The sequence below is a fragment of the Streptomyces sp. NBC_00443 genome (genome assembly GCF_036014175.1).
GTDB lineage: Bacteria > Actinomycetota > Actinomycetes > Streptomycetales > Streptomycetaceae > Streptomyces.
Genome location: NZ_CP107917.1, coordinates 2,162,219 through 2,182,909, shown reverse-complemented (window position 1 = coordinate 2,182,909; position 20,691 = coordinate 2,162,219). Strand labels below are relative to the sequence as shown.

Here is a 20,691-nt window from a genome sequence, read left to right as displayed (position 1 = left end):
TCGGCCCCGTCAGTCGGCATACGAGTAGAAGCCGTGCGCCGTCTTGCGCCCGAGCATGCCGCCTTCGACCATGCGCACGAGCAGCGACGGCGGGGCGTACAGCGGCTCCTTGAACTCCTCGTACAGCGAGTCCGCGATCGAGGCGACGACATCGAGTCCGATCAGGTCCGCGAGCCGCAGCGGGCCCATGGGATGGGAGCAGCCCAGCCGCATGGCCCGGTCGATGACCTCGGCGGTGGCAAATCCCGACTCCACCATGCGCACGGCGGCCAGCAGATACGGGATCAGCAGGGCGTTGACGACGAAGCCGGCCCGGTCCTCGGTACGGATCACCTGCTTGCCGAGCACGTCCGTCACGAAGCGCTCGGTGCGATCGCGGACCTCGTCCTCGGTCAGCAGCGACCCCGTCAGCTCCACCAGCGGCAGCACCGGCACCGGGCTGAAGAAGTGGACTCCGACCACCCGCTGAGGGCGGCCGGTGGAACGCCCCAGTCGCATGATGGGCAGGGAGGAGGTGTTGGAGGCCAGGATCGCCTCCGGATCCTTGACGATCGTGTCCAGGCGGGCGAAGAGCTCGACCTTAGCGCTCTCGTCCTCGCGTATGGACTCGATGACGAACTGCCGGTCGGCCAGTTCGTCGAGATCGGCCGTCAGGTTGATGCCGGCCAGGGCGGCATCCCGTTGTTCCCCGGTCAGCTTCCCCTTGCCCACCGCCCGGTCGAGCGACGCCTCGATGCGCCGGCGTCCCGGGGCGATGGATTCCGGACGCGAGACCACCACGGTCACGTCCAGGCCCGCCTTGGCGCAGATCTCGGCTATCCCGGCGCCCATCTGGCCGCAGCCGACGACGCCGACCCGGTGGATGTCCGGCGCGCTCTGCACAGTCGTGGTCATGCTGTCACTCCCCAGCGGATGAGGCCGGCGCCCATCGACATGCCGCCCCCGAAACCCGCGAGCAGCACGATGTCGCCGTCGTTGAGATGGCCTTGCCGGTTCGCCGCGTCGAGCGTCACGGCGACGGCGGCGTTGCCGGGATTGCCGTACCGGGCGAGGGTCCGGTGGGTCATGGCGGCCTCCAGGCCGGACCGTTCGACGATCTGCGAGAGCATGACCCCGTTGGGCTGATGAGGCACGAAGTGGTCGATCCGGTCCCGGGACACACCCGCACGTCGGCACAACGTCTCGACGAGGCCGGGAAAGTTCTCCAGCACGAAGTCCCGTACCTCGCGACCCTCCATGCGAAAGAAGTGCGAGCCCTCCCGCAGGGTCCGCTCGGACGCCGGCAGCCGGCTGCCGCCCGCCTCGACCCGGATCAGTCGGTGGCCGTCGCTGCGGCTGGCCAGCTCCACGTCGATGAATCCGCGGGGCGGCTCGACCTCCCCGACCACGGCGGCGCCCGCCCCGTCCGCCATCAGCACGGCCGTACGCCGGTCCTTGAAGTCCAGGATCCGCGAGTACACATCGGCGCCGACGACCAGCGCCCGGCCTCCCGGGCGTCCGGCGAGCAGCCGGCGCGCGACCTCGAGTGCGTAGACGAAGCCGCTGCACACGACATTGACGTCGAAGCAAACCGCGGCATGGGCGTCCAGACCTCGCTGGACGTGGTACGCCGTCGGGGGCTGAGGGGAGTCCGGCGTGGACGTGGACACGATGAGGTAGTCGATGTCGCCGGCGGCCAGTCCCGCCGACTCCAGCGCGCGTTCGGCGGCCCGCACCGCCAGGTCCGAGGTCGCCTCGTGCGGCGCGGCGAAACGCCGGGCGGTGATGTGAGTGCGCTCCTCGATCCACTGCGGGCTGACTCCCACCCGGGCGGCGATCTCGTCGTTGCCGACCTCGTCCTTGGGAAGGTAGGAGCCCGTGCCCAGGATCCCGATGGGCCGCTCGTCCATCACAGGCTCCGCAGCGGATTGAGCGCGTCGGCGCCGATCCTCTCCCGCAGCTGCGGGTCGGTGACCCCGAGGCCCTCCTGGGGTGCCTGGCACAGCACGGCGACCTTTCCGAGGTGCTGGTTGGTCTGCACCAGTCGGGCCGCCTCGCCCACCTCGTCCAGGCGGTACACCGACGAGAGCACGGGGGCGATTTTGCCGAGCGCGACCAGCCGGTTCAGCTCGGCCTGTTCCTGGAGGTTCGCGGCGTGACTGCCGACGATCCGCTTGGAGTTCATCCACAGATAGCGGTTGTCGTAGGTGTGCTGATAGCCGGTGCTGGAGCCGCACGTGACCACGGTGCCGCCACGGCGTACGACGAACACCGAGACGCCGAACGTGGCCCGGCCGATGTAGTCGAAGGCGACGCTGGGGTCCTCGCCGACCTCGCGGCGGATGAACCGCCCCAGGCGCTTGCCCTGCTCGATGGTCTCCTCGGGCGTCGTCGCGTCGCCCAGGCCGATCTCCGTCCGGTTGACGATCACATCGCAGCCCAGGGCGCGCAGGGCCTTCGCCTTCTGCTCGGAACCGACCACTCCGACCGGGATCCCGCCGGCCTGTTTGACCAGTTGCACAGCGAACGCCCCGAGGCCACCGGTCGCGCCCCAGATCAGCACCACGTCACCGAGCTTGATGCGGGCGCCCTTGTCGCTGATCAGCATGCGGTAGGAGGTCGCCGCGGTGAGCAGTACACCGGCCGACTCCTCCCAGGTCAGATGGCCCGGCTTCGGCAGCAGTTGACTGGCCTTGACCACGGCGTACCGGGCAAGGCCGCCGAAGTTCGTCTCGTATCCCCAGATGCGCTGCTCGGCCCCCAGCATGGCGTCCGCGTGCGTGGCCGGCTCGTGGTCGTCCACCTGGACGCACGAGACGACGACGTGGGCACCCGGGCGCCAGCGTCGTACGCCGGAGCCGACCCGCACCACGACACCGGAGGCGTCCGAGCCGATCACCTGGTACGGAAGGTCGTGCCGGGCGGCGTGGCCGCCCTGGCGGCCGAAGCGCTCCAGGAACCGGAAGGTCGGCACCGGTTCGAAGGTGGCGGACCACACCGTGTTGTAGTTGATCGCGCTGGCCATGACCGCCACCAGCACCTCGTCCGGCGCCAGTTCCGGCATGGCCACCGGGCCCACCCGGATGGACCGGCGTACGTCCTTGTCCTGCGCTCCCTCGAACATACCGACGTCCTCGGCGCGCAGATGGGCGGCGTCGAAATGGTCCGGCAGCTTCTCGCGCGCAAGAACCTCCTCCGGAGCACCCGAAAGGAGAGCCTCGGTCAGAGAATCCATCGTGATCCGTTCTCGTGAGATGGGGTCTGCGGGGCGGCGGGCCTAGGTGTTCGGGGTGTGCATCACCGGACGGTCGATCGCCATGATCCACTTGCCGTTCTCGTCCCGCACGAGCACGTCCGTGCACCGACCGTCGAGCTTTTCCGGGGTGCCGTCCGCACCCACGGCCTCCACCGAGAAGTCCACGATCAGCAGCATCGTGTCGCCGGTCCGGTACGTCCGCTGCACCTTGGCGGTCAGCGTCGGCTTGGTGGCGAGGAACTCCGTGATGGCCTGAGTGCGGGCGGGGCCGGTCAGTGTCTGACCGGTGAGGTTGGAGATCGCGTCCGACCGGTACAGCTGGTCGAAGATGGCGCCCTCACCGGAGTTGAAGGCGTCGGTGAACACGTCGTTCTGCTGGTGCGGGTCGTCGGTGAGGGTGAGGTCCAGGGCCTGGCTCATGGTCGGGATTCCTCGCTTCGTGGTCGGGGTGCGGGCAGCCGGCGCGGCCGCCGGGACGGGTGGGGGAGGGGCGGGTCAGATGTCCGTGCCGTAGGGGTTGTCGATGGCGAAGCGCCACTGGCCGTCGGTGCCGCGGCGCAGCACGTCCACGCCGATGCCCTGCTGGCGCTCGGTGCCCTGCGGCGTGGGGATGTCGATCGTCCAGTCCACGGCGAGCAGCGCGGTGTCGGAGATGACGTACGACTCGAGAATCTCGATCCTCATCACCGGCTTCTGCGCCAGGTATTCGGCGAGACCGGCCCTGCGCTCCACGCCGCTCACCGGCTTTCCCTTTTCCCAGACGGAGACCGCGTCCTCGGTGTAGAGCCGATCGACAGCGGCTGCGTCGCCCGAGTTGAAGGCACGAACGTAGTTCTCGGCGTGCGCGAGGACTTCTTTGGTCAGCTCGTCGCTGGCTACGGTCATGGCGATACCGCTCCCATTCTTGGTGAATTCGGCGCCGCTGTGTCTTCGGCGTGGTTGCGCCACGGAATTGCAAAAGCGCCGTCACACGGTATGGTCGGCCGTTCCATCAGCCGGTCATCGAAGGGTAAAGAGCCGGTGGTTACCGCTCCGTTACTGCCCTCTTGAGGGGCCCGTGTAGCTTCCTCAGGCGTTAGGCGGCGGTGGTTCGAATTCCGCTGCCCGATTCGGTGCCGGAAACCCCGCCTGTTGGGCGTAGGAGCGGTCCCTTATCTGCTGCTGCCGGTGCGGCAGTGAAATTCACCGCGACCCCCGATCGGAGCATTACGATGATCAACGTGTTCCAGCCCAGCCTGGGCGCCGAGGAACTCGAGGCCGTTTCAGAAGTGTTCGCCACCAACTGGCTGGGACACGGACCCCGCACCAGGGAGTTCGAGGCGCGGTTCGCCGAGCACCTGGGGGTCCCGCCGGAGCACACGATCTTCATCAACGCGGCCACGGCCGGACTCTTTCTCGCCACCGAACTCCTCGGCCTCGGCCCCGGTGACGAGGTCGTGCTGCCCTCGGTGAGTTTCGTGGCCGCCGCCAACGCCGTGGCGGCCACCGGCGCGCGCCCGGTGTTCTGCGACGTCGACCCGCGCACCCTCAACCCGACCCCGGCCCACGTGGAGAGCGCGCTCTCCACGCGTACCAAGGCGGTGCTCCTGCTGCACTACGGCGGCCTGCCCGGTGAGGTGGCTGCCATCGCCGAGCTGTGCCGCTCCCGTGGCGTCCCGCTGATCGAGGACGCCGCGTGCGCCGTCGCGTCCGGTGCCGGCGAGACCCGGTGCGGCACGTTCGGTGACCTCGGGGTGTGGAGCTTCGACGCCATGAAGGTCCTGGTCACCGGGGATGGCGGCATGCTGTACGTGCGCGACGCCGAACTCGCCCGCAGGGCCCGCAGGCTCGCTTATCACGGCCTGGACAACAAGGCCACCGGCTTCGCCAAGGCCAAGGTGTCCGACCGCTGGTGGGACCTGGAGGTCAAGGAGTACGGCCGCCGTCTGATCGGCAACGACCTGACCGCGGCGATCGGTACCGTGCAACTGCACCGACTGCCCGGGTTCGTCGCTCGGCGCCAGGAGATCTCGGGCCTCTACGACCGGCTGCTGGCCGGCACCAAGGGCGTCGTGCTGCCGCCCGCCCTGCCGGAGGGCCAGCACAGCACGTACTACTTCTACTGGGTGCAGCTGGACGCGGCGATCCGGGACCAGGTCGCCGCCGATCTGCTGGCCCGCGACATCTACACCACCTTCCGCTACCCGCCGCTGCACAAGGTGCCTGCCTACGGTGCCGGGCCCCAGGACCTGCCCGGTACCGAAGAGGCTTCGGCGACGACTCTGCTGCTACCCCTGCACCAAGGCCTCGACGACTCCGAGGTGCGCACCGTCGCGGACGAACTGCGCAAGGCGGTCGAGCACCGCCTGGCCGCGGCAGGTCTGTGACGGCGGCCGCGAGAAGGAAAGGCGGATCCGCCCGTGCACATCTCTGAAACAGCGGTCCCCGGGGCGTACGTCATCACGCCCCGTCACCTCGTCGACGAGCGCGGCGCGTTCTTCGAACACTTCCGGTCCGATCTGCTCGCCGACACCCTGGGGCGCCCTTTCGTCCCTCGGCAGATCAATTACTCCGTGTCGCGCCGCAACACGCTGCGCGGCATCCACAGCGTGGCCATACCGCCGGGACAGGCCAAATACGTCACCTGCGTCCGCGGCGCACTCCGTGACATCGTCGTGGATCTACGGGTGGGCTCACCGACCTTCGGGACGTACCAGACGACTCTCCTGGACGCGGAATCGGGACGCGCCCTGTACATACCCGAAGGCGTCGGGCACGGATTCCTCGCGCTCGGCGACGACACCTGCATCTGTTACGTCCTGTCCAGCGAGCATGTGCCAGGCACCCAGATCGACATCAACCCGCTCGATCCCGATCTCGCCCTGCCCTGGGGCTTCGACGAACCACCGCTGATGTCCCGGAAGGACGCCCAGGCCCCGGGCGTCGCGGAAGCCGAGGCGGCCGGAGTTCTCGCCAGGTGGCCGGCGGCGACACAAGGCACACAATCCAACGCCGTAAGGAATTCACTGACATGAAGGCTCTGGTGTTGTCGGGCGGGTCGGGTACACGCCTGCGCCCCTTCAGTTATTCGATGCCCAAACAGCTCATCCCGGTCGCCAACAAACCGGTTCTGGAGCATGTGCTGGAGAGCATCCGCAGCCTGGGCGTTACGGACATCGGGATCATCGTCGGAGACCGCGCCTCCGACATCAGCCAGGTCCTCGGTGACGGTGCCCGCTTCGGCGCCCGCATCACCTACATCCGACAGGACCAGCCGCTGGGACTCGCGCACTGCGTGCGCTTGGCGCGGTCGTTCCTCGGCGAGGACGACTTTGTCATGTACCTCGGCGACAACATGCTGCCCCAGGGCATCGAGGACATCGCCGCCGACTTCCGCCGGCACGGCCCCGCCGCACAGGTCGTGGTGCGCAAGGTCTCCGATCCCAGGGCCTTCGGCGTCGCCGAACTGGGCCCGGACGGTACCGTGATGCGTCTCGTGGAGAAGCCCGAGCGGCCCGCGAGCGACCTGGCGCTGATCGGCGTGTACTTCTTCACCCCCGCCATCCACGAGGCCGTCGACGCCATCGAGCCCAGCGCGCGGGGCGAACTGGAGATCACCGACGCCATCCAGTGGCTGGTGACCCAGGGCGCCGACGTCCGGGCCGGCGAGTACGCCGGCTACTGGAAGGACACCGGCCGCGCCGAGGACGTACTGGAGTGCAACCGGTGGCTGCTGGCCCGGCTCGCCCCGCGCATCGCGGGGGACGTCGACGCCACCAGCGAGATCGTCGGCCCGGTCGTCATCGAGGCCGGGGCCCGCGTCGTGCGCTCCCGCATCGTGGGACCGGCGATCATCGGCGCGCACACCGTCGTCGAGGACAGCCACATCGGTCCGGACAGCGCCATCGGCGAGCACTGCCTGCTGCGCGCCACCCGCCTCGCCGACTCCATCGTGATGGCGGGCGCCACGATCACCCAGGTCCCCGGACTGGCCGGATCCCTGATCGGGCGAGCCGCCACCGTCGGCCCCAGCGCCCATGTCGACGCCCACCACCGGCTGGTCGTCGGCGACCACACGCGCGTGGAGGTGGCCGCATGAGAGTCCTGGTCACCGGAGGCGCCGGATTCATCGGCTCGCACTACGTGCGCACCATGCTCGCGGGCGGCTACGCGGGCTACGAGGACGCCCACATCACCGTGCTGGACAGGCTCACCTACGCCGGCAACCGCGACAACATCCCCCTCGGCCACCCGCGGCTCGACCTGGTCGTGGGCGACATCTGCGACCGTGACCTGCTGCACGACCTGCTGCCCGGGCACGACGCGGTGGTTCACTTCGCCGCCGAGTCCCACGTGGACCGCTCCCTGGCCTCCGCCGACGCCTTCACCCGCACCAATGTCCTCGGAACCCAGGTGCTCCTGGAGGCCTGTGTGAGGGCCGGCGTGCCACGGGTCGTGCACGTGTCCACCGACGAGGTCTACGGCACCATCGAGCACGGCTCGTGGACCGAGGAGTGGCCGCTGCTGCCCAACTCGCCCTACGCCGCGTCCAAGGCGGCCTCCGATCTGATCGCCCGGGCCTTCTGGCGCTCGCACGGCCTGGACCTGTCCATCACCCGCTGTTCCAACAACTACGGCCCGCACCAGCACCCCGAGAAACTCATCCCGCTGTTCATCACCAACCTCCTCGAAGGCGAACCGGTCCCGGTGTACGGCGACGGCCTGAACATCCGCGAATGGCTGCACGTCGACGACCACTCGCGCGCCATCCAACTGGTCCTCACCCAGGGCCGGGCCGGCGAGATCTACAACGTGGGCGGCGGGAACGAACGGACGAACCTGGCTGTGACCGAGCGCCTGATCGAGCTGGCCGGCCTCGACCGGTCCTGGATCCGCTACGTCCCCGACCGCAAGGGACACGACCAGCGGTACTCGCTGGACGAGACCAAGATCCGTGAGGAGCTGGGCTACGCGCCCACCGTCGACTTCGACCGGGGCCTGGCCGACACGGTCGCCTGGTACCGCGACAACGTCCACTGGTGGAAGGCATCCAAGCACCGCGGCATGCATGCACCGACGAGCGAGCACACGGAGCGCCCCGCCTCCGGGTGGCCGGCGAAGGGAACGCGATGAGCACCGCGAACGTCCTGCGCCCCCGCGTCGACGACCGCCTGACCGCGCGATTCGCCCGATCGGCGGCCGCCGAACGCGCCGGCGCCTTCCTGCCCACGGACGCCTTCACCAAGTGGCTCGCGCAGCGCGCCCGGGCCCATCGGTTCCGCGTGGACCGCATCCCGTTCGCGGAGCTGGACGGCTGGTCGTTCCGCGACGACTTCGGGGTGCTCGGCCACCACAGCGGCAAGTTCTTCACCGTCGAGGGGGTGTCCGCCACCATCGGGCCCGACCCGCTCCTGCACTGGCAGCAGCCGATCATCAACCAGCCCGAGGTCGGCATTCTGGGCATCCTCGCCAAGGAGTTCGACGGAGTCCTCCACTTCCTGATGCAGGCCAAGATGGAGCCGGGCAACCCGAACCTGCTGCAGCTGTCGCCCACCGTCCAGGCCACCCGCAGCAACTACACCAAGGTCCACCGGGGCGCTGACGTCAAGTACATCGAGCACTTCGTCGAGCCGGGGCGCGGCCGGGTGCTGGCCGATGTGCTGCAGTCGGAACACGGCGCCTGGTTCCTGCGCAAGTCCAACCGGAACATGATCGTGGAGACCGAAGAGGACGTGCCGGTCGGCGAGGACTTCTGCTGGCTGACCCTCGGGCAGATCGGTGAACTCCTCCACCGCGACAACGTGGTGAACATGGACGCGCGCACCGTGCTGGCCTGCGCTCCCACCCGGGCCGTCGAGCACGAAGCGCTGCACTCCGACACCGAGGTCAGGTCCTGGTTCACGGCGGAACGCTCCCGGCACGACGTGCGGGTGGACCGTGTGCCCCTGGCCAAGGTCACCGACTGGGTACGGACGCCCACCAGCATCGAGCACGTCGGACAGCGGTACTTCCGCGTGGTGGCCGTATCGGTACAGGCGGACAGCCGGGAGGTGACCGCCTGGTCCCAGCCGCTGATCGAACCCTGCGCACGGGGCGTGATCGCCTTCGTGACACGTCGCTTCGCAGGCGTCCCGCATGTGCTGGTCCACGCCCGTGTCGAGGGCGGCTTCCTCGATACCGTCGAACTGGCTCCCACCGTCCAGTACATCCCCGAGAACTACGCCCACCGCGGCGTCGGCGGGCGACCGCGCTTCCTCGATTTCGTGCTGGACGCCGACCCGGCCGACATCCGCTACGACGCGATCCACTCGGAGGAGGGTGGCCGTTTCCTCAACGCGGAGAGCCGCTACCTGTTCGTGACGGCGGACGCGGACCAGGCCCCCGACGACCCCCCGCCCGGCTATCGATGGGTCACCCCCGGTCAGCTCAACTCCCTGGTCCGGCACGGGCATTACCTCAACGTCCAGGCGCGGACCTTGCTCGCGGTACTCAACTGCGGTGCCGTGCGGCTCTGACGCCGCCGCTCAGCCGGCAGCGGGAACCATCCACGACGATCAGAAGGAAGACAGAATGACAGCCGACCCGAGCAGCGCCTCAGCCGTCATCGAGGCGGTCACCGCCGTCGTGCCGACTCTGAGGGAGAACGGCCGGGAGGCCGAGGACCGGCGCTGGATACCCGAGGAGAACATCGACCTGCTCGACAAGGCGGGGGTGTTCCGTATGGCGGTGCCCGGCCGTTACGGCGGGCTCGACCTGCCCCTGGCGGACCAGGTGGCGGTTTTGGAGGAGATCTCCCGCGGCTGCGGCTCCACCGGGTGGACCGCCGCTGCCTGGGTGTCGACCGCCTGGATGGCCGGCCTGTATCCGCAGAAGGCACAGGAGGAGTTCTTCGGGCAGGGTGCCGTGCGCGTGTCGGGTGGCTTCACCCCCAGTGGCAGCCTGACGCCGACCGAGGGCGGCTACCTCCTCAACGGCTCCTGGCGCTTCAACACCGGCTGCCGGGCGGCCGACTGGGACATGCTCGCCGCGCTCCGCGAACACCCCGACGGCTCGGTGGACCTGGTCTACGCCCTCGTTCCGATGACCGAACTGCGGATCGCCGACGACTGGCATGTGTCGGCCGCCATCGGCACCGGAAGCTCCACGACGACGGCCAAGGACGTGTTCGTGCCCGCCCATCGGGTCGCGGACGGCGAGGCGGCCGTCGAGGGCACCCTGCTGGACCACGTCGGCAACCCCGGCCGTCGCTACGGACTCATGGGGTTCGTTCTCGCCGAAGGCGCGGCCGTGTACATCGGCATGGCGCAGGCCGCCTACGAACTGTTCGTCGAGCGGCTGCCGGGCAAGGCCATCGCGTACACCAACTGGGAGGAGCAGAGCCGGCACCCGGTCACCCAGATCGGCGTCGCCACGGCCGAGAACAAGATCGTGGCGGCGAGGGCCCTCAACGCCCAGGTGATCGACCTCCTGCAGCGTCTGGCCGACGGCGGGGCGCATCCCACGGTGCAGCAGCGTGCCACCATCCACGGCCGCTGCGGATACGCCATCCAGCTGGTCAAGGAGGCCGTGCAGACCCTGCACGCCATGAGCGGGGCGTCCGCTCTGTCCCGCAGCGCCCACTTCCAGCGTTTCTACCGTGACCTGGAAGGTCTGTCGCTGCACGGCATGATGACGCCCGTCTCCAACCTGGAGGTGCACGGCCGCGTCCTTCTGGGCCTCGACCCGGACAGCCCCGTTCTGTAGGGGCGACGACGCAGGGATGCCGCGTCGCTCCGGCGCGGCATCCCCGTACCGGCGAAACAGCTCAGCCCGGTCCGGCAAACCGCGTATCGGTTTGCCAGACCGGGCTGAGTGCGTGGGTCAGGCCTTGGGCTGCTTCAGGACCTCGGTCAGCGCCGAGATGCTGTGGTCGCCGTGACCCGCCTCGACGGCCCGGTGCAGGAGGTCGTGGAACGGCTTGTGCCACGACATGTCGAGTCCGGCTTCCTTGCCCAGCTCCGCGTCGTGCGCAGCGCCTGCAACGAACAGGTTCACCGACGACGCCGGCTTGCTGTAGTCGCCGGCATCGATCTCCTCGGCGAACAGCGGCAGCACCGAGTTGATCATCTCGAACCACTTGATGCTGAAGCGGACCATGGAGGACGCTTCCAGGCCGCGCGCCTGAAGGGCTGCGGCTCCCTGGAAGAAGCCGACGAGAGCGGGCAGCAGCGTGCCTCCCACCGCCATCTCGTACAGCGCGGCCAGGTCCGCGTCCTCACCGAGGAACACGGTGTCGCCGCCCATCACCCGCAGCGTCGACTCGAACTCCTCGAAGACACCCTTGTCGCCGCCGTAGTACAGCAGCGTGTCCTCGGCTCCCACGGCGGAGGGCACGTTCTTGACCGCACCGCCCAGGAAACGGGCACCGTGCCCCAGCGCCCAGGTGGCCGTCTCACGGGCCCCGGCGGGAGACCCACTGTTCAGGGTGACAAGGGCGCGCCCCTTCAGCGCCTCACCGGCCGGCTCGAGGGCCGCGCGCGTGTCGTCGTACGTCGTCAGACAGGTGATGACCAGGGTGCCGGCCGCGACCGCGTCCTCGACCGACTCGGCCTGGACGGCGCCCTTTTCCACCAGCGGAGCGGCCTTCGAGGCTGTCCGGTTCCACACAGTGGTCGGGTGACCCGCCTCGATGAAGGCTTCGGCCAGGGCCGTGCCCATCGAGCCCAGCCCGATGACGGTCACAGGGGTGCGGTTGTCCACAATTGCTCCCAGATGTCGGATGGTTGGCGATGAAGTAGGGGGGCGCCGCCGACATCAGGGCCTGACGCGTGCGTCCCGCAACACCGGCTCCATCGTGGGTCGCGGCCCCACAACCCTCAAGCGTGTCCCTCGTTGTTTGTCACTTACCTTTCGGGAAGTGCGTGACCACACGAGCAGGCGGCATGACTCGAGGAGGTGCCATCGCGATTCCCGTTCGGGATTACCCCGCAGTGAACGGCGATTGGGCGCGTCTCCGTAGCGTCACTCGGGCCCCCATGCGCCATTGTGCCGACGCGACCCATGAAGAGCCGGCACTGGAATCGAGGAGAGTTTTGCATGCGCGTGCTCATGACGGTGTGGCCGGCGGCCGCGCACCTGTATCCCGTGGTCCCTCTGGCATGGGCCCTGCACAGCGCGGGACACGAGGTCGTCGTCGCCTCGCACCCGAACATGGCGGCGACCATCGCCTCGGTGGGCCTCACCTCGATACCCCTCGGCGACGCGCAGAGCATGCCGTCCCCCCGGGCCGCCACCCGCCCGGTGCCCCCGGCCATGAATGAGGAACTGGACGCTATCGAGCGGGCCTTGGACCTGCCCCCCGCCGACGCCGACCCATGGAAGATGTTCCGCACGTTCGTGCTTCCGGCGATCTGGGACTTCCACCCGGCCGACGCCACGTCGGCCACACCGCCGCCCGGCATCGACGACCTGGTCTCCTTCTGCCGGTTCTGGCAGCCCGATCTGGTGATCTGGGACCCGTGCTGGCCGTCGGCCGCCGTGGCGGCACAGGCATCGGGTGCCGCCCACGCCCGGCTGCTGTGGGGCCTGGACTACTGGAGCTGGGTGACCGAACGCATCGGCGGGCTCACGCCCGAAACCAGGGCCGGCGTGGACCATCCGCTCGCGCGCGCGGTGCGGCCCGTCGCCGAGCACTACGGGGTGGACGTCGACGACGAACTGCTGCTCGGCCAGTGGACCATCGACCCCATTCCGTCCGCGATGCGGCTTCCCACCGACAACCGTGTCGTCCCGGTCCGCTGGGTGCCCTTCACCGGCACCGGAGCGGTTCCGCCCTGGCTGCGCCACGAGGCCGACCGACCGAGGGTCGCGCTGTCCCTGGGCGTGTCGGTCCGCCAGTTCTTCAAGGACGGCGAGGAGTTCATCGCCGCCATGCTGCGCAGTGTCGCCGACCTCGACGTCGAGGTGGTCGCCACGTTGGACAGCGCGCAAACCCAGGGCATCGACGTGCCGCGCAACGTCCGCATGGTCGACTACGTCCCCCTCAACCAGCTGCTGCCGAGCTGCTCGGCCATCGTCCACCACGGCGGGATCGGGACGTTCGGCGCGGCGTCGGCGATGCGGGTGCCGCAGCTCGTCACCGTCGGGGACATCGAGATCGGTGTCCAGCACGACGACGGCACGCACACCTCGTTCACCGCCAGGCACATGGACGCACCACCCACGTCGCAGTACGTGCTCTCCCGCGGCGCGGGCCTGGTGCTGGACCGTGCCGAGCACTCCGTCGAGGAGATGACCAAGAGGCTCGCCCGCGTCCTGACCGAGCCCTCCTTCCGGGCCGGCGCCGACCGTGTCCACGAGGAGCTGTTGGCCACCCCGAGCCCGCACGACATCGTCCCGCTGCTCGAGCGGCTGACCGGCAACCGACGCAACGGGGGCTGACACACCACCATGCGCTACACCCACCTGGGCCGGACCGCCCTCAAAGTCAGTGAGATATGCCTGGGCACCCTGAACCTCGGGGTCAGGGCGAGCGACGAGGAGAGCCACGCGATCCTCGACACCGCGCTCGACCATGGCGTGAACTTCATCGACACGGCCAACCAGTACGGCTGGCAGAAGCACAAGGGCTTCACCGAGGAGTTCCTCGGCTCCTGGTTCGCCCGCGGCGGCGGCCGGCGCGAGAAGGTCATCCTCGGGACCAAGGTCGCCAGTCCCATGAGTGACTGGCCCAACGACTCCGGGCTCTCGGCACGTCACATCATCGCCTCCTGCGAGGCGTCGCTGCGGCGGCTGCGAACCGACTGGATCGACCTGTTCCAGATGCACCGGATCGACCGGCACGCCCCCTGGGAGGAGGTGTGGCAGGCGATGGACACCCTCACCCAGCAGGGAAAGGTGCGCTACGTCGGCTCCTCCAACTTCGCCGGATGGCACATCGCCGAGGCCCAGGAGGCCGCCGCGCGCCGCCATTTCCTCGGCATCGTCTCCGAGCAGAGCGTGTACAACCTCGTCACCCGGCACGTCGAACTCGAAGTGATCCCGGCCTGCCAACGCTATGGGGTGGCCGTACTGGCGTGGTCACCGCTGCACGGCGGGCTGCTCGGCGGGGCCTTGCGCAAGCTGTCCGAGGGCAGCGCGATGAAGAGCGCCCAGGGCCGGGCTGCGGAGGCGCTGGAGGGCCACCGCGAGGCCGTCATGGCGTACGAGAAGCTGTGTGCGGAGCTCGCGGCGGACCCCGCGGAGGTCGGTCTTGCCTGGGTCATGTCCCGCCCGGGCGTCACGGCACCGGTGATCGGCCCGCGCAGCGTCGAGCAGTTGCACGGAGCCCTGCGGGCCACGCGACTGAGCCTGAGCGACGAGGTGCTGCGCACCCTCGACGAGCTCTTCCCTCCGGTGGGAAGGGGCGGCCCCGGCCCGGAGGCCTGGGCGCGGTGAGCCGAGCGAGGCCCGCGCACTCCCGCACACAGTGCTCGGCGGGTGGGAGGCCACCGAGTCGACGGCCTCCAAGGGCGGGGGCGCGCGGCCCGCAAGTGGTTCAGGCCGTCGGCTTCTTGAAGGTCTCGATCAGGCTGGTGAAGCTGTCCGCCGCGTGTCCGGCAGCGATGCCCCGTCGGAAGATCTCCAGGACCGCGGCGGGCAGGGTGGCATCGACGCCGGCCTCCTCGGCGGTTCGTACCACATGGTCGACGCTGGCCACGCCCATGGCCAGCCTGTCGACGTCGCCCGGATGCTCGCCGGCGTCGATGCGGGGCGTGTAGAAGCCGAAGAAGCCGGGCATTGAGCCCACTGTGCCGGAGAGATACGGGAGCACGTCCTGCGCGCTGATCCCATGGGCGTCGGCCACCGCGAGGGCGTGAAGGTACGCGATCGCGGCGGTCCAGAAGACATCCAGCTGGAGCTGGTAGTACAGCGCTGCCAGGCCTGGATCCTCGCCCCGGTAGTCGGTACTTGTGAGTACCTCCAGCGTCTCCTGGACGGCCTCGAAGACGTGCCGGGGGCCGCTGTAGAAGGTGAAGGACTCCGGCTTGCCGATTCCCGTGGGCGAAGCCTGCACACCACCTGTGAGGTACTCGGCGCCGTGGCGGGCCGCCCACTCGGACGCCTCCCGCGCCTTCTTCGGGGTGTCCGAGCTGAGGTTGACGACGGTCCTGCCCGACAACGCGTGCGTGGCAGGCTCCAGGATGGCGTACATCGCGTCGTAGTCCGTCAGGCTGAGGACCACCAACTCGCCGGCCGACAATGCCGCCGCCGGTGTGGGCGCCAGCGTGGCTCCCTTGGCCACAAGGTCGTCCGCCCTGCTCGCCGTCCGGTTCCACACGGTCACCTGATGGCCGTTGTCGAGGTACGCAACGGCCATTGCGTGCCCCATGGGGCCCAGCCCGATGATGGTGATCGGCTGCTTCGGCATGAAGTCCCTCACTCCCTTCAGCCCGACCGCCGTTCGTCCGAGGTCCTCGCGCCCGAGCCGTCGCAGCGTATGTCGCGTCGTCAATGGCGCGGTCATCGCGCGGTAATCACGAACCGCCCCGGTCCTCCGGCGGCCACGCCTGTAAGACTCCACCCATGACCAGTGATCTTCTGACGGGGAAAGTCGTTCTTGTCACCGGGGCGAGCAGCGGCATAGGCGAGGCGGCGGCGCGGGTGTTCGCGGAGGAGGGGGCGGTGGTGGTGGTCACCGCGCGGCGGGAGGAGCGGCTGGCCGCTCTCGTGGGGGAGCTTCGCGACAAGGGGGCGGAGGCGGCGTACGTGGTCGGCGACGTCCGCGTCGCCGAGGACGTCGCGAGGGCGGTGGATTTCGTCGTCGAGCAGTACGGTCGGCTCGACTCCGCCTTCAACAACGCCGGGATTGGTGGTGACCGCACCCCACTGCACCTGATGTCGGACGACGTCTACGACAGTGTCATGGACACCAATGTCCGCGGGATCTTCAACTGCCTGCGCCACGAAATCGCCGCCATGCTGCCGAACGGCGGCGGTTCCATCGTCAACAACAGCAGCGTCGGCGGTCTGGTGGCCATCCCCACGGCCGCTCCGTACATCGCGTCCAAGCACGCGGTCGTCGGGTTGACCCGGGCAGCCGCCGACGAATACGCCAAGCAGGGTGTCCGGGTGAACGCCATCGCCCCTGGTACCACACGCAGCGAAATCACCCTCGAGTGGTTCGGCCGTAACCCAGGGCTTCAGGATCTGGTCAACTCCCTGACGCCCCAAGGGCGTACGGCCGAGCCGGAGGAGATCGCACAGGCGGCCGCATGGCTGCTCAGCGACCGCTGCCCCTTCCTGACGGGCACCGTGATGCCGGTGGACGGCGGTTTCGTCAATCAGTGACAGCAGACCGGGGAGTGCGTCCGCCGGCGGCCGCGGCGCACTCCCCGGTCCGGGAGTCACCGCATCGGCCGCGTCACCGTACGGATGTCCGCCGTGAAGGCCGGCGCGTCGGCCTGCGCGCCCGTGACCCGGACGGCGGACTGCCCCGGGCCGACCGGGCCGAGCATGCGTGCGTCGATCAGACACGGCTCCTCGAACTCGACATAGCGCAGATAGGTGGTGGTGACCGAAACGGGCACGAACACAGTCGGGGCGAGCAGTGCCTGGGCCGCCTGATGAGCCGCCTCCCACAGCACGAGCCCGGGGACATGGTCGACAGGGTGGTCGAAGAGCAGCACATTGCTGACGTCGTTGCGCAACTGCCAGCGGTGCGGCACGGCCGTGGGCGCGAGCACCACGTCCGCGGCGCGGCTTCGGCCGACGAGTGCGGCGTCGACGGGGGCAGGGAGCGGCCAGTTACCCCAGTCGACGGTGAGGTGGTCGCCGCGCACGCGCCGGTACGCGGCCGGGGAGATCCACGCGAACTCGGTGTCGGCCCGCACTACGGGCTCGCCGCCCGGGCGCGTCCGGATCTCCATGTGCATCGCATGAGCGGCACGACGGCCGCTCCTGCCCGGGGAGACGGTGATGTCGACGACCAAAGTCGAAGGTCCGGTGTCCGACACCCGGAAGTCCGGTGAGACGGTGAGGTCGAGGGAGTTCAGCAGAGTGTGGTGCTCCAGCGGAACCTCGTACTCGGCGTGAGCGACGGTCAGACCACTCTGCCTGATCGTCTGGGTGAGTATGCGCGGATCGTACGGCTGTCCGTGCGGGGCGGCGGGCCAACGGAGGCACAGCGTGAACGAGTTCTCGCTCACGCGCCGCCAACTGTGTATGAGAACGGCTTCGGCGTGTTTGAGGTGGGTGTAGGCGCCCAGGAGCAACAGCGAGGGCGATTCCGTACGGGATCGACGTAAGAAGCGGGGCGCTATAGGGACTTCGGGCAAGATCTCCCCCTTGGATCCGGCCTGCAAGGCAGCTGCGATGAGTTGCGTTGCTAAAGTACCGGCCCTCCGTCCGGTTTTGGAGGCGAGTAAGTGTGAGTTCAAGCACTAGTAAAGGAAAGGTCATGGTGGCGTAAGTGGTCAGGCAGGAACGCGCGATCCGCACACGCAGGGCCATCCTCGAGACCGCCGCTCGGATGTTCAACGAACTCGGCTACGAGGGCAGCACCATCGGCATGCTCATCGAGCGTGTCCAACTCACCCGGGGCGGCGTGTACTTCCACTTCACGTCCAAGGAGCAGCTGGCGCGCGCGGTGCTCGACGAGGCCGTGACCAGGGAAGGGCTCATGCCGCAGACCCTGAAGCTGCAGGAATGGGTGGATCTGGCGCTCCTGCTGGCGTACCGCGTTCCCAGGGAGCCTGTGCTCAGCGCCTCGATACAACTGTCCGTCGACCCCAAGGCGCGGTCCCTGTTCGGCACCCGCTGGCCCGACTGGATCGCCGTCTCGACCGACATGCTCACGGAGGCCAAGGCGCGTGGCGAACTCCGCCTCCACGTCGATCCGGCGCAGGTCGCCCGACTCGTGGTCGGGGCCTGGACCGGTGTCCAGCTGGTCACCGAGACGCTGCCCGGCCGCGATCTGTCCCACGAGGTGTCGGCCCTGTTCGCCCTCGTGCTGCCCAGCGTGGTGCCGGCCGACGTGCTGGCCAAGCTGGACACCTCTCACTACCGGGCCGAACACCTGCTGGCAGCTGCACGGTCGTCCGGCGGACAACCCGCCCCGGTTCCGCCGTCCTGACGCGGTGCCCACGGCCCTGGCGGGCGCCCATGGCCGGACATCCGGAGACGTTCGATCTTCGCGCAAATAAACCGGACTGAGTGACGGTTTATGTAAGAGTGGATGGGCGGGTGTGCGCGTTACGCGCCACCTCGTCGATCGGATGAGCGACGTCAACAGGGGGATTCGTGCGTCTGAGCCTGGTCAAACCCGTCTGCACACACATGGACTCGCACTGCGAGTCCCTGCTGGAAGAACTCGGAGCCCACCTCTTCGGATCCCTGCAGCGCAGTGGTCAGCGACTCAAGGCCGAGCGGTACGTGCGCGGCCTGCTGACCGTGCCGGGGCGCAAGACACTGCGCAACATCGCCGCCCAGTTCGAGGGCGGCGCGGCCCAGCAGAGCGTCCATCACTTCATCAGCGAGTCACCCTGGGAGTGGATGCCGGTGCGCCACGCCCTGGCGCAGTACGTGCAGAGGCACCTGGCGCCGGATGCCTGGGTCGTCAGGTCCACGATGATCCCCAAGGTCGGCTCGCACTCGATCGGTGTCGACCAGCACTTTCTCCCGCATATGGATCAGACCGTGACCGGCCAGCAGGCAGTGGGGGCGTGGCTGGTGTCCGGCAGGACCGCAGTGCCCATCGACTGGCGCCTGCGACTGTCCGGCCGCTGGCTCAGCAGCCCCCGTCGGCAACGGGCCGGTATCCCCGCCGGCGTCACAGCCGTCTCCCTCGACGATTGCGTGCGCGAGGCGGTGGCCGCCATCACGGGCATCCCCGAAGTCCAGCACGGCCCCGTGGTGGTGGACGTCGACGGCATCGACGCGCCGGCCTTGGCCCGCCACTTCACCTCGGTCGGGGTCCCCTTCGTCGTGCGGGTCGACCCCCAGGAACAATTGCGTATCGACCGGTCGGAGCTGCCGAAGTACGGCGACAGAGTGCGTACGGCGGCTGAGTTGGCCTCCTCCCTCATCACCTTGCGGCAGCAGGTCAACATCGGTGAACGTCCTATGACGGCCGTGGCGATACCCGTCACCGCCGCCGCGCCCGCCGCGGGCGGCGGTGGCATGACGCTGGTCGGCGAGTGGCGGAAAACGGCCGCCAGGCCCGGGAAACTGTGGCTGACCGGTGGTGGTATCCAGCCACTGGGACTGGTCCTGGGGCTCACCGTGCTGCCACACATCGTCGCGCGCGACTTCAACGCGATCTCCGCCAAAGTGGGGATACGGGACTTCGCCGGCCGGTCCTTTCCCGGCTGGCACCGCCACGTCACCCTGGCCTCCGCCGCCCACTTGGCCGTCGCCTTGGAGGGCAGCGCAGTGCTGCCAGCCGTACACCCCGCGGCGCGATCGTGATGTGCCGCACAACAACCGACCTACCGTCCGGTAACCTGACACTCTCGGCCTCGTACAGGAGACTCGCAGTCTTCCGCCCCTTTACCGTCTCAGCTGTCCGGATCGACCGACCGGACAGCGACACGAGCGCCGGACGGCGGCGGAAGGAGCGTGCGGCCAGTGCAGTTCCACCTCATCGGCGCATTCCGGATCACCACCGATGAAGGCGAGACGTTCGCTCCCAAGGCCCCGAAGATCTGTCAGATGCTCGCCGTGCTGGCGCTCCAGCCACGCGAACCCCTCGCGGCGGAAACGCTGGTCCGTGAGCTCTGGGGGGAGAACCCGCCGAGCGGCGCACCCCGCACCCTCCAGACGCACGTCTACCATGCCCGCCGTATGCTCCATGACGCCCAAGTGACCAATGGTGAACGGAAATTGCTGCTCACCCAGGCTCCCGGCTACTTCCTCGACATCGCCCGTGACGAAGTCGACGCATGCGTCTTCGAGGAGCTCGTGCGACTCGCTCAGCGGCACCTTCACCAGGGGGCACCGGAAAAGGCGGCAGCGCACCTCAACCGGGCGCGCGGTCTGTGGCGCGGCCCCATGTTGAGCAATGTGCCCGTCGCCGGGGTGCTCCACGGCCGAATAGCCCACATGGAAGAACTCAGGATCCGCGCCCTCGAACTCCGCGTGGAAATCGAATTCCAGCTCGGCCGCTATCGGGAGATCCTCCCGGAGCTGCGGATCTTGGTCAACGACCACCCTTTGCACGAGTGGTTCCACGGCCGGCTCATCTCGGCACTGCACCGAGCCGGCCGCCGGGCCGAGGCCCTGCAGGCCTACCAGAACCTCTACGCCGTCCTCAGACGCGAACTGGGCCTGGAGCCTTCGGAGGAACTTCAGCGGCTGCAGGCCGACATCCTCAACGCGAGCGCCGACGGACCTCTCCTGCACAGGTGCCGGCCCAAGGCGATCTCCTCACCAGCCGAGTTCACGCCCCTGTGGGGCTCTGCCGTCGCCAGCTGACGACGTACCACAGGGTAGGAGGCCGGACGCGCCTCCCTGCCGATCGC

20 protein-coding genes are annotated in these 20,691 nt (G+C 68.9%); 12 read left to right on the top strand and 8 right to left on the bottom strand.

Annotation, left to right across the window (positions count from 1 at the left end):
• Positions 1–9: 9 nt before the first annotated feature.
• From OHO27_RS09745 to OHO27_RS09725, 5 genes are all read right to left on the bottom strand, one after another.
• Positions 10–894: a 3-hydroxybutyryl-CoA dehydrogenase gene (locus OHO27_RS09745; RefSeq protein ID WP_328422290.1), complete on the bottom strand. Its 885-nt coding sequence runs from the start codon at positions 892–894 to the stop codon at positions 10–12.
• On the bottom strand, positions 891–1,889 hold the full coding sequence (locus OHO27_RS09740; protein WP_328422288.1) for a 3-oxoacyl-ACP synthase III family protein: 999 nt from the start codon (positions 1,887–1,889) through the stop codon (positions 891–893). The genes OHO27_RS09745 and OHO27_RS09740 overlap by 4 nt, the downstream gene beginning before the upstream one ends.
• On the bottom strand, positions 1,889–3,214 hold the full coding sequence (ccrA, locus tag OHO27_RS09735; protein ID WP_328422286.1) for a crotonyl-CoA carboxylase/reductase: 1,326 nt from the start codon (positions 3,212–3,214) through the stop codon (positions 1,889–1,891). Before ccrA ends, OHO27_RS09740 begins: the two co-directional genes overlap by 1 nt.
• Before the next feature lie 42 nt (positions 3,215–3,256).
• Positions 3,257–3,655: a YybH family protein gene (locus tag OHO27_RS09730; RefSeq protein ID WP_328422284.1), complete on the bottom strand. Its 399-nt coding sequence runs from the start codon at positions 3,653–3,655 to the stop codon at positions 3,257–3,259.
• Between the two features lie 75 nt (positions 3,656–3,730).
• Positions 3,731–4,120 (bottom strand): YybH family protein, encoded by a 390-nt coding sequence (locus tag OHO27_RS09725; protein WP_328422282.1) that lies wholly within the window; start codon positions 4,118–4,120, stop codon positions 3,731–3,733.
• A gap of 326 nt (positions 4,121–4,446) precedes the next feature.
• Between OHO27_RS09725 and OHO27_RS09720 the strand changes: the two genes are divergently transcribed.
• The 6 genes from OHO27_RS09720 to OHO27_RS09695 are packed head-to-tail and all read left to right on the top strand — an operon-like array spanning position 4,447 to position 10,957.
• Entirely contained in the window at positions 4,447–5,601 is a 1,155-nt protein-coding gene (locus OHO27_RS09720; RefSeq protein ID WP_328422280.1) for a DegT/DnrJ/EryC1/StrS family aminotransferase, read from the top strand.
• Positions 5,602–5,634: 33 nt separating this feature from the next.
• The gene (locus tag OHO27_RS09715; protein WP_328422278.1) at positions 5,635–6,249 is read left to right on the top strand and encodes a dTDP-4-dehydrorhamnose 3,5-epimerase family protein; all 615 of its coding nucleotides are present in this window, start codon (positions 5,635–5,637) and stop codon (positions 6,247–6,249) included.
• On the top strand, positions 6,246–7,313 hold the full coding sequence (locus tag OHO27_RS09710; protein WP_328422276.1) for a glucose-1-phosphate thymidylyltransferase: 1,068 nt from the start codon (positions 6,246–6,248) through the stop codon (positions 7,311–7,313). The genes OHO27_RS09715 and OHO27_RS09710 overlap by 4 nt, the downstream gene beginning before the upstream one ends.
• A complete protein-coding gene (rfbB, locus tag OHO27_RS09705; protein ID WP_328422274.1) occupies positions 7,310–8,347 on the top strand; it encodes a dTDP-glucose 4,6-dehydratase in 1,038 nt (345 codons plus the stop codon). Before OHO27_RS09710 ends, rfbB begins: the two co-directional genes overlap by 4 nt.
• The gene (locus OHO27_RS09700; RefSeq protein WP_328422272.1) at positions 8,344–9,729 is read left to right on the top strand and encodes an NDP-hexose 2,3-dehydratase family protein; all 1,386 of its coding nucleotides are present in this window, start codon (positions 8,344–8,346) and stop codon (positions 9,727–9,729) included. Before rfbB ends, OHO27_RS09700 begins: the two co-directional genes overlap by 4 nt.
• Before the next feature lie 55 nt (positions 9,730–9,784).
• On the top strand, positions 9,785–10,957 hold the full coding sequence (locus tag OHO27_RS09695; protein ID WP_328422270.1) for an acyl-CoA dehydrogenase family protein: 1,173 nt from the start codon (positions 9,785–9,787) through the stop codon (positions 10,955–10,957).
• Positions 10,958–11,074: 117 nt separating this feature from the next.
• Here OHO27_RS09695 and OHO27_RS09690 read toward each other — a convergent pair whose 3' ends face one another.
• Positions 11,075–11,953, bottom strand: a complete 879-nt coding sequence (locus tag OHO27_RS09690) for an NAD(P)-dependent oxidoreductase (RefSeq protein WP_328422268.1) — start codon at positions 11,951–11,953, stop codon at positions 11,075–11,077.
• A 336-nt stretch (positions 11,954–12,289) separates the two neighbouring features.
• On the opposite strand from OHO27_RS09690, the gene OHO27_RS09685 reads away from it, so the two are divergent.
• A complete protein-coding gene (locus tag OHO27_RS09685) occupies positions 12,290–13,633 on the top strand; it encodes a nucleotide disphospho-sugar-binding domain-containing protein (RefSeq protein WP_328422266.1) in 1,344 nt (447 codons plus the stop codon).
• Between the two features lie 9 nt (positions 13,634–13,642).
• Positions 13,643–14,629: an aldo/keto reductase gene (locus OHO27_RS09680; RefSeq protein WP_328422264.1), complete on the top strand. Its 987-nt coding sequence runs from the start codon at positions 13,643–13,645 to the stop codon at positions 14,627–14,629.
• Positions 14,630–14,729: 100 nt separating this feature from the next.
• Here OHO27_RS09680 and OHO27_RS09675 read toward each other — a convergent pair whose 3' ends face one another.
• On the bottom strand, positions 14,730–15,602 hold the full coding sequence (locus OHO27_RS09675; RefSeq protein ID WP_328422262.1) for an NAD(P)-dependent oxidoreductase: 873 nt from the start codon (positions 15,600–15,602) through the stop codon (positions 14,730–14,732).
• Between the two features lie 155 nt (positions 15,603–15,757).
• Here OHO27_RS09675 and OHO27_RS09670 point away from each other — a divergent pair, with 155 nt between their 5' ends.
• Positions 15,758–16,522: an SDR family NAD(P)-dependent oxidoreductase gene (locus OHO27_RS09670; protein WP_328422260.1), complete on the top strand. Its 765-nt coding sequence runs from the start codon at positions 15,758–15,760 to the stop codon at positions 16,520–16,522.
• 56 nt (positions 16,523–16,578) lie between these two features.
• On the opposite strand, the gene OHO27_RS09665 is transcribed toward OHO27_RS09670, so the two are convergent.
• Positions 16,579–17,508 carry a ScbA/BarX family gamma-butyrolactone biosynthesis protein gene (locus tag OHO27_RS09665; RefSeq protein ID WP_443059530.1) on the bottom strand — a complete coding sequence of 310 codons (930 nt, stop codon included), beginning with the start codon at positions 17,506–17,508 and terminating at the stop codon, positions 16,579–16,581.
• Between the two features lie 134 nt (positions 17,509–17,642).
• On the opposite strand from OHO27_RS09665, the gene OHO27_RS09660 reads away from it, so the two are divergent.
• The 3 genes from OHO27_RS09660 (at position 17,643) to OHO27_RS09650 (ending at position 20,644) form a co-directional block, all read left to right on the top strand.
• Positions 17,643–18,305, top strand: a complete 663-nt coding sequence (locus OHO27_RS09660) for a ScbR family autoregulator-binding transcription factor (RefSeq protein WP_328422256.1) — start codon at positions 17,643–17,645, stop codon at positions 18,303–18,305.
• A 167-nt stretch (positions 18,306–18,472) separates the two neighbouring features.
• On the top strand, positions 18,473–19,639 hold the full coding sequence (locus tag OHO27_RS09655) for an IS701 family transposase (protein ID WP_328422254.1): 1,167 nt from the start codon (positions 18,473–18,475) through the stop codon (positions 19,637–19,639).
• Positions 19,640–19,798: 159 nt separating this feature from the next.
• Positions 19,799–20,644, top strand: coding sequence for an AfsR/SARP family transcriptional regulator (locus OHO27_RS09650; RefSeq protein WP_328422252.1), 846 nt, complete (start codon positions 19,799–19,801; stop codon positions 20,642–20,644).
• Positions 20,645–20,691: the final 47 nt, after the last annotated feature.